General features: G+C 71.4%; 7 protein-coding genes and 1 pseudogene. 5 read left to right on the forward strand and 3 right to left on the reverse strand.

Features of this window, described 5'->3' with window-relative positions; translation table 11 throughout:
* Positions 1 to 145: 145 nt before the first annotated feature.
* On the reverse strand, positions 146 to 355 hold the full coding sequence (locus ABD056_RS22220; RefSeq protein WP_343870414.1) for a dodecin: 210 nt from the start codon (positions 353 to 355) through the stop codon (positions 146 to 148).
* A gap of 91 nt (positions 356 to 446) precedes the next feature.
* Here ABD056_RS22220 and ABD056_RS22225 point away from each other — a divergent pair, with 91 nt between their 5' ends.
* The gene (locus ABD056_RS22225; protein WP_343870417.1) at positions 447 to 1895 is read left to right on the forward strand and encodes a BaiN/RdsA family NAD(P)/FAD-dependent oxidoreductase; all 1449 of its coding nucleotides are present in this window, start codon (positions 447 to 449) and stop codon (positions 1893 to 1895) included.
* Positions 1896 to 2098: 203 nt separating this feature from the next.
* Here ABD056_RS22225 and ABD056_RS22230 read toward each other — a convergent pair.
* Positions 2099 to 2788: pseudogene (locus ABD056_RS22230) on the reverse strand (JmjC domain-containing protein); the annotation flags it as partial.
* Positions 2789 to 2930: 142 nt separating this feature from the next.
* On the opposite strand from ABD056_RS22230, the gene ABD056_RS22235 reads away from it, so the two are divergent.
* From ABD056_RS22235 to mtgA, 4 genes are all read left to right on the forward strand, one after another.
* Entirely contained in the window at positions 2931 to 3194 is a 264-nt protein-coding gene (locus ABD056_RS22235) for a hypothetical protein (protein WP_343870419.1), read from the forward strand.
* A gap of 108 nt (positions 3195 to 3302) precedes the next feature.
* The gene (locus ABD056_RS22240; protein WP_343870420.1) at positions 3303 to 3911 is read left to right on the forward strand and encodes a tyrosine phosphatase family protein; all 609 of its coding nucleotides are present in this window, start codon (positions 3303 to 3305) and stop codon (positions 3909 to 3911) included.
* 96 nt (positions 3912 to 4007) lie between these two features.
* A complete protein-coding gene (locus ABD056_RS22245) occupies positions 4008 to 5195 on the forward strand; it encodes an acetyl-CoA C-acyltransferase family protein (RefSeq protein WP_343870421.1) in 1188 nt (395 codons plus the stop codon).
* 10 nt (positions 5196 to 5205) lie between these two features.
* Positions 5206 to 5976 (forward strand): monofunctional biosynthetic peptidoglycan transglycosylase, encoded by a 771-nt coding sequence (gene mtgA, locus ABD056_RS22250; RefSeq protein ID WP_343870423.1) that lies wholly within the window; start codon positions 5206 to 5208, stop codon positions 5974 to 5976.
* 43 nt (positions 5977 to 6019) lie between these two features.
* Here mtgA and ABD056_RS22255 read toward each other — a convergent pair.
* On the reverse strand, positions 6020 to 6688 hold a 669-nt coding region (locus tag ABD056_RS22255; protein WP_343870425.1), incomplete at its 5' end, for a uracil-DNA glycosylase.

Consider the following 6688-nt stretch of genomic DNA (forward strand, 5'->3'; position numbering starts at 1 on the left):
CTTCACCAGCCTCGCGCAGCTTACTGCCGACGCTGGGCAAGACATACAAGGGACAAGCAAAACCTCAACCCGGCGCGACCGCGCCGCGCGGCTTATGCCGCGGGAGCCAAGCGGCCACCGGCCGCGCCCGGCGCGTGAGGGACCTCTATTTATCGTATCGGAAGCCGATCTTCAGGGTGACCTGGAAGTGGCCGACGTCGCCGTCGACGATGTGGCCGCGCAGTTCCGACACCTCGAACCACTCCAGGTTCCGCAGCGAGCCGGAGGCGGTGCGGATGGCGTTGCGGATGGCGTCGTCGATGGAGGTTTCGGAGGAGCCGACGACCTCGGTCTTGCTGTAGACGTGACTGCTCATGGGCGTCTCCTGTGCGGGGGAGGAACGGGTGTCGGGTTCAACGGACGCGGGCAGGCTTGCGTTGCCCGCCGGGGTCGGGCACAACGGCGCCATGACCGCCACCGATCCCGCCGCGCCGCCGCCCTCCGTCGCCATCATCGGCGCCGGGCCGGCGGGTCTGTTCGCCGCCGAGCTGCTGGCCGCCCGCGGCGCCGCCGTCGCTGTCTACGAAAGCAAGCCGTCGCCGGCCCGCAAGCTGCTGATGGCCGGGCGCGGCGGCCTCAACCTCACCCATTCGGAGCCGCTGGCGCAGTTCGTCGGCCGCTATGGCGCCGCCGCGCCGCTGTTCGCCGGCCTGCTGGAGGAGTTCCCGCCCGAGGCGCTGCGGGCGTGGTGCGCCGGCCTCGGCATCGACACCTTCGTCGGCACCTCCGGCCGGGTGTTCCCCGACAGCTTCAAGGCGAGCGTGCTGGTGCGTGCCTGGCTGCGGCGGCTGGAGGGGCTGGGCGTGCGGCTGCACACCCGCCACCGCTGGCTCGGCTTCGGCGCCGACGGCCGCAGCCTGCGTCTGGCCGGGCCGGCGGGGGAAACGGTGGTGCGCGCCGATGCGGTGCTGCTGGCGCTCGGCGGGGCGAGCTGGCCGCGCCTCGGCTCCGACGGCGCCTGGGCGGCGGAGCTGGCGGCGCGCGGGGTGCCGCTGGCCCCCTTCCGGCCGAGCAACTGCGGCTTCATCGCCGGCTGGAGCCCCTATCTGAGCGAGCGGTTCGCCGGCGCGCCGGTCAAGTCCGTCGCCCTCAGCTTCGGCGGCCGCACGGTGAAGGGGGAGATGGTGCTGACGGCCGCCGGCATCGAGGGCGGCGTCGTCTATGCCCTGTCGGCACCCCTGCGCGATGCCATCGAGGCGGAGGGGGCGGCGGTGCTGCGGCTGGACCTCAAGCCCGATCTCCCCGAGCAGGCGGTGCGCGAGCGGCTGGCGCAGCGGCGCGGCAAGTCGCTGCCGGCGGTGCTGAAGGCGGCCCTGCGGCTGTCGCCGGCCCAGGTGGCGCTGCTGCACGAGGCGACCGACGCCGCCACCCGCGTCGATCCCGCCCGCCTTGCCGCCGCCGTCAAGGCGCTGCCGCTGCGGCTGACCGCCACCGCCGGGCTGGAGCGGGCCATATCGTCGGCCGGCGGCGTGCGGCTGGAGGGCATCGACCCCGCCACCTTCGAGCTGCGGGCGCTGCCCGGCGTGTTCGTCGCCGGCGAGATGCTGGACTGGGAGGCGCCGACCGGCGGCTACCTGCTGCAGGGCACCTTCGCCACCGCCCGGCGGGCGGCCGCCCTGGGCGCCCCCCCCCCGCTTGCCGCCGGCGGCGGCGCCGGGCTGAGCCGGCGTCAGCGCTTCACGGTCCCCTTCACCGCCGACAGGATGGCGGCCCGCGCCTGCGCCGGCACCGCCGGGCCGCCGGCCATGGCCATTGCCGGCGGGCGCTGCTGCTGCGGCTGCATCTTCGGCTTGTCGGGGGCGCCGGGGATGGGCAGGTCGAAGCCGCCGCGTCCGTTGCGGAAGATCTCGCCCTGATAGCGGCGCATGAAGTCGAGGCTCTGGCTGTCGGTGGCCATGCGCTTGAGCAGGTCGCCGATCTCGTTCAGGCGGGCCTTCAGCGCCTCTTCATAGCCCGGCTGCGACGGGTTGGGCAGGGTCTGGCGCAGCAGCGTCTCGCCGGGGGCGCGGTTGCTGAGCAGGGTCAGCACGTCGATGCCGATGACGGTGGTGACGCCATAGGCGATGTGGACGCAGCCGTCGGTGCGGCAGAGGGCATCGTGATAGAGGCCGCGCGGCACATAGAGCAGGTCGCCCGGCTTCATCACCAGCCGCTGGGCCACCTTGCCGGCGCGGGCGCGGCGCTGGTCCATGGGCAGCTTCTTGAAGGCGGGGTGGTTGATGGGGTTGTCCTCCATCGTCTCGTACAGCTGCCACTCCTTTTCGCCCTCGCAGTGCATGGCGAAGACGTCGTGGGTGTCGAAGTGGACGCCGAAGGCCTGCGTCTCCTTGCGCGAGCAGTAGAGGTTGGCCTGCGCCTTGCCGGCCAGCGCCGATTCCAGAATGTCGCCGACGGTGCGCAGGCCGTCGTCGAGCGTGTCGATGTTGTTGAGGCCGAAGGAGGCGCCGCGGCGGATGAATTCCATCACCTTGGCCGGATCGGGCTGCAGCACCGGCTGCTCGCGCCGGTCGGTGGTGGCGATGGAATAGGCCTGCGGCGGGATGGTCTGGGTGTCGTGCTTGAGCAGGATGCTTTCCTGCGACCAGATGGCCGTCATGTTCAGCAGCCGGTTCAGCCGTTCCCACGACATCACGTCGGCGAACTTGTCGGCGGCGCCGGGGATGTGCAGCGCCTTGCGGCCGTAGTAGTCGCGGAAGAACTCCTCCGGGGTGATCGGGGCGAGAAGGTCGGCGAAGGTGGCGATGGTCATGGCGGCCCGTCCCTGGTCGTCGTTCGTCCTGCCTGCACTGTACCGGTCTTCGCCCGCACATCAAGCATGGGTTCCAACCGGCGCCCGCGACGGCTACACTGCGGCTCGATTTCCGACCGCACAGACAGGAGATGCCGCCGCCATGGCCAAAGGCCAGACCGATCTTTACCGCGACCTGCTCGCCCGCATGGAGCAGTGCCCGGACTTCGACAGCCTGAACGACGGCGTCATCATTCCCTTCGTGACGGCGCTGGAGAAGGTGTGCGCCGATCGCGGCTACCTGCTGAACATCTATGGCACCGCGTCCAACCTGGCGGTCACCGATGAACTGTCGGCGCCGGTGCTCTATGACATGATCGACCAGTACCTCGACAGTTCCGACGAGCCGCCGCAGGATGCCGGCTGAACGTCCCGCCGTTGATCGCTCCGGTTGCCATGACCATATGAGGCGCGCACCCCTTCCAGCCCCCGCAGCCGGCCGCCCCTCGGCCCCTGCCGACCAGACCGTGGTGACATGACGACCTCGACCTCGACCTCCGCCGACGCCTGCACGACCCCGATCCCCACCGATCTCGTGCCCTACCGCATCACCATCTGCGGCCTGCGCGAGCTGATGATCCATGCCGAGAAGGGGGTGAGCCACGTCGTCACCATCCTCGACCCCAGCTACCCCGACCCCGAGGTGTTCGAGATCTATCCGCGGCACCAGCGGGTGGTGTGGCGGTTCGACGACCATGTGACGCCGGTGGACGGGGCCGTCATGCCCGACGAGGCGGTGGTCGACCGCATCCTCGACCTGGGCGAAAGCTTCCGCGCCGCCACCGTGGAACACCTGCTGATCCACTGCCACGCGGGCGTGTCGCGGTCCACCGCCACCGCCGCCATCCTGATGGCCCAGTTCAATCCGGGCCGCGAGGAAGACGTGTTCGACCACCTGCGCCGCATCCGCCCGCGCAGCTGGCCCAACAGCCTGCTGATCGCCATGGCCGACGACAAGCTCGGCCGCGACGGCGCGCTGGTGGCCGCCATGGCCCGCCACCACGACATGATCACCAGGGCCCACCCGGACCTGGCCGAATACCTGCGCATCCATGGCCGCGCCCACGAGGTGCGGTACGACTGACGCAGGCCGAACGGGCGGCAGCCGGCAGGGAGAGGACCGGCAGGGAGCAGAGTGCAGGCCGCCGCCGCCATAAACCCCCAGGGAGAACAGTTCCCCATGCCCCAGACCCGTGATGTCGTGATCCTCAGCGGCGCCCGCACCGCCATCGGCGACTACGGCGGCAGCCTGAAGGACGTGTCGCCCATCGACCTTGGCGCGCTGGTCATCAAGGAAGCCATCAGCCGCGCCGGCATTGAGGCGACCGAGGTGCAGCACACCGTGCTCGGCAACGTCATCCATGGCGAGCCGCGCGACATGTACATCTCCCGCGTCGCCGCCGTGAAGGCCGGGGTGCCGGTGGAGGCGCCGGCCATGACGCTCAACCGCCTGTGCGGCTCGGGCGTGCAGGCCATCGTGTCGGCGGCCCAGACCATCATGCTGGGCGATGCCGACATCGCCGTCGCCGGCGGCGCCGAAAGCATGAGCCGCAGCGCCTACATGCTGCCGGCCGCCCGCTGGGGCCAGAAGATGGGCAACGTGTCCATGGTCGACGCCATGGTCGGCGCCCTGACCGATCCGTTCGGCCACGGCCACATGGGCATCACGGCGGAGAACGTCGCCGAGCGCCACGGCATCAGCCGCGAGCAGCAGGACGCCTTCGCCGCCGAAAGCCACCGCCGCGCCGCCGCCGCCATCGACGCCGGCTACTTCAAGGACCAGATCGTTCCGGTGGAGATCGAGTCGCGCAAGGGCACCATCGTGTTCGACACCGACGAACACGTCCGCCGCGACGCGACGGCCGAGGGCATGGCCAAGCTGAAGGCGGTGTTCAAGAAGGACGGCACCGTTACCGCCGGCAACGCCAGCGGCATCAACGACGGCGCCGCCGCCCTGGTGCTGATGGAGGCGGAGGCGGCCTCGCGCCGCGGCCTCAAGCCGCTCGGCCGCATCGTCTCCTACGGCCATGCCGGCGTGGCGCCGGAAGTGATGGGCCTCGGCCCCGTCCATGCGGTGCCGGTGGCGCTGAAGAAGGCCGGCCTGACCGTCGCCGACCTCGACGTCATCGAGAGCAACGAGGCCTTCGCCGCCCAGGCCTGCGCCGTGTCGCAGGAACTCGGCCTGCCGGCGGACAAGGTCAACCCCAACGGCGGCGCCGTGGCGCTCGGTCATCCGGTGGGGGCGACGGGCGCCATCATCACCGTCAAGACGCTGTACGAACTGCACCGCACCGGCGGCCGCTACGGCCTTGTGACCATGTGCATCGGCGGCGGCCAGGGCATCGCGCTCGTGGTCGAACGCCTGTAACCGGAGGCCCATGGTCGGACGTCCCGCCGGACCGCCGCCCGACACGCTGCCCCGCCGCCGCATCTTCACCCGCGGCGGCGGTCGCAGCGGCGGGGGAGGCGGCGGCCTGGGCCGGCGCCTCGTGCTGGCCCTGCTGCTCATCCTGTTCGCCCTGCCGGCGGTACAGGTGCTGCTGCATCGCTGGGTGCCGGTGTGGCTGACGCCGCTGCAGATCGTGCGGGCGGTGGAAGGCCGTGGCCTGGACCGCACCTGGACTGCCATCGAGGACATCAGCCCCGACCTCATCCGCGCCGTCATCGCGGCGGAGGATGCCCGTTTCTGCAGCCACACCGGCTTCGACGTGCGCGAGATGCAGAAGGCGTGGCAGGACTGGCGCGACGGCGGCACCATCCGCGGTGCCTCCACCATCTCCATGCAGACCGCCCGCAACGTCTTCCTGTGGCCGGGCCGCGACCCCATCCGCAAGGGCCTGGAACTCTACATGACGCCGTGGATGGAAACGGTGTGGCCGAAGAAGCGGATCATGGAGGTCTACCTCAACGTCGCCGAATGGGGGCCGGGGCTCTACGGGGCGGAGGCGGCGGCGCAGCGCTACTTCAACAAGCCGGCGGCGCAACTGACCCGGCAGGAGGCGTCGTTGATGGCGGCGGTGCTGCCCAACCCCATCCGCTGGTCGCCGGCCGAGCCCACCGCCTACATCCAGCGCCGCGCCGGCACCATCCGCGCCCGCATGCCGTCGGCGCCGTCGCCGGTGGACGGCGATCCCTGCCCGGTGCGGTGAGGGTCGGGCCCCGCTCCGCCGAGGGGCGCCCCCGTCCGGCGGCTCAGTCGATGCCGGCGCAGCCCAGCTCGCGCATGCGCTGACGCAGGGTGAGCAGGTCGCGCCAGGCCAGCTTCTTCATCTGCGGGCTGCGCAGCAGGTAGGCCGGGTGGAAGGTGGCGAGGGCCGGCACCGGATGGCTGAGGCCGGGGCTGGCGTAGTCGGTCCAGCGGCCGCGCAGCTTGGTGATGCCTTCCACCCGCGCCATCAGCGCCGAGGCCGACAGCCCGCCCACCATGAGGATCACCTTGGGGTCCACCAGCTCGATATGGCGCTGGATGAACGGCAGGCACATGCCCACCTCCTGCGGGGTCGGCTTGCGGTTGCCGGGCGGCCGCCAGGGGATGACGTTGGTGATGTAGAAGGTCTGCCGCGTCAGCCCGATGGACTTCAGCATGGTGTCGAGCAACTGGCCGCTGGCGCCGACGAAGGGCAGGCCCTGGCGGTCTTCCTCCGCCCCCGGCGCTTCGCCGATCACCATCAGGTCGGCCTGCGGGTTGCCGTCGGCGAAGACCGTGTTGGCCGCCGTCACCTTCAGCGGGCAGCTGTCGAACCGCTGCATGGCGGCGTGCAGCGCTTCCAGCGTCTTCGCCGCGGCGGCGAGCGCGGCGGCCGAGCGTACCTCGTCGCCATGGCCGGCCAGCGGCCGCATCGGCGGCGCCGGCGGCGGCAC

The organism is Caenispirillum bisanense, from assembly GCF_039523075.1.
Lineage (GTDB): Bacteria > Pseudomonadota > Alphaproteobacteria > Rhodospirillales > Rhodospirillaceae > Caenispirillum > Caenispirillum bisanense.

What these genes read in the sequence shown, in the direction of transcription:
- ABD056_RS22220 (WP_343870414.1), bottom strand. Translation starts at nt 355, where the DNA reads ATGAGCAGTCACGTCTACAGCAAGACCGAGGTCGTCGGCTCCTCCGAA.
- ABD056_RS22225 (WP_343870417.1), top strand. Translation starts at nt 447, where the DNA reads ATGACCGCCACCGATCCCGCCGCGCCGCCGCCCTCCGTCGCCATCATC.
- ABD056_RS22235 (WP_343870419.1), top strand. Translation starts at nt 2,931, where the DNA reads ATGGCCAAAGGCCAGACCGATCTTTACCGCGACCTGCTCGCCCGCATG.
- ABD056_RS22240 (WP_343870420.1), top strand. Translation starts at nt 3,303, where the DNA reads ATGACGACCTCGACCTCGACCTCCGCCGACGCCTGCACGACCCCGATC.
- ABD056_RS22245 (WP_343870421.1), top strand. Translation starts at nt 4,008, where the DNA reads ATGCCCCAGACCCGTGATGTCGTGATCCTCAGCGGCGCCCGCACCGCC.
- mtgA (WP_343870423.1), top strand. Translation starts at nt 5,206, where the DNA reads ATGGTCGGACGTCCCGCCGGACCGCCGCCCGACACGCTGCCCCGCCGC.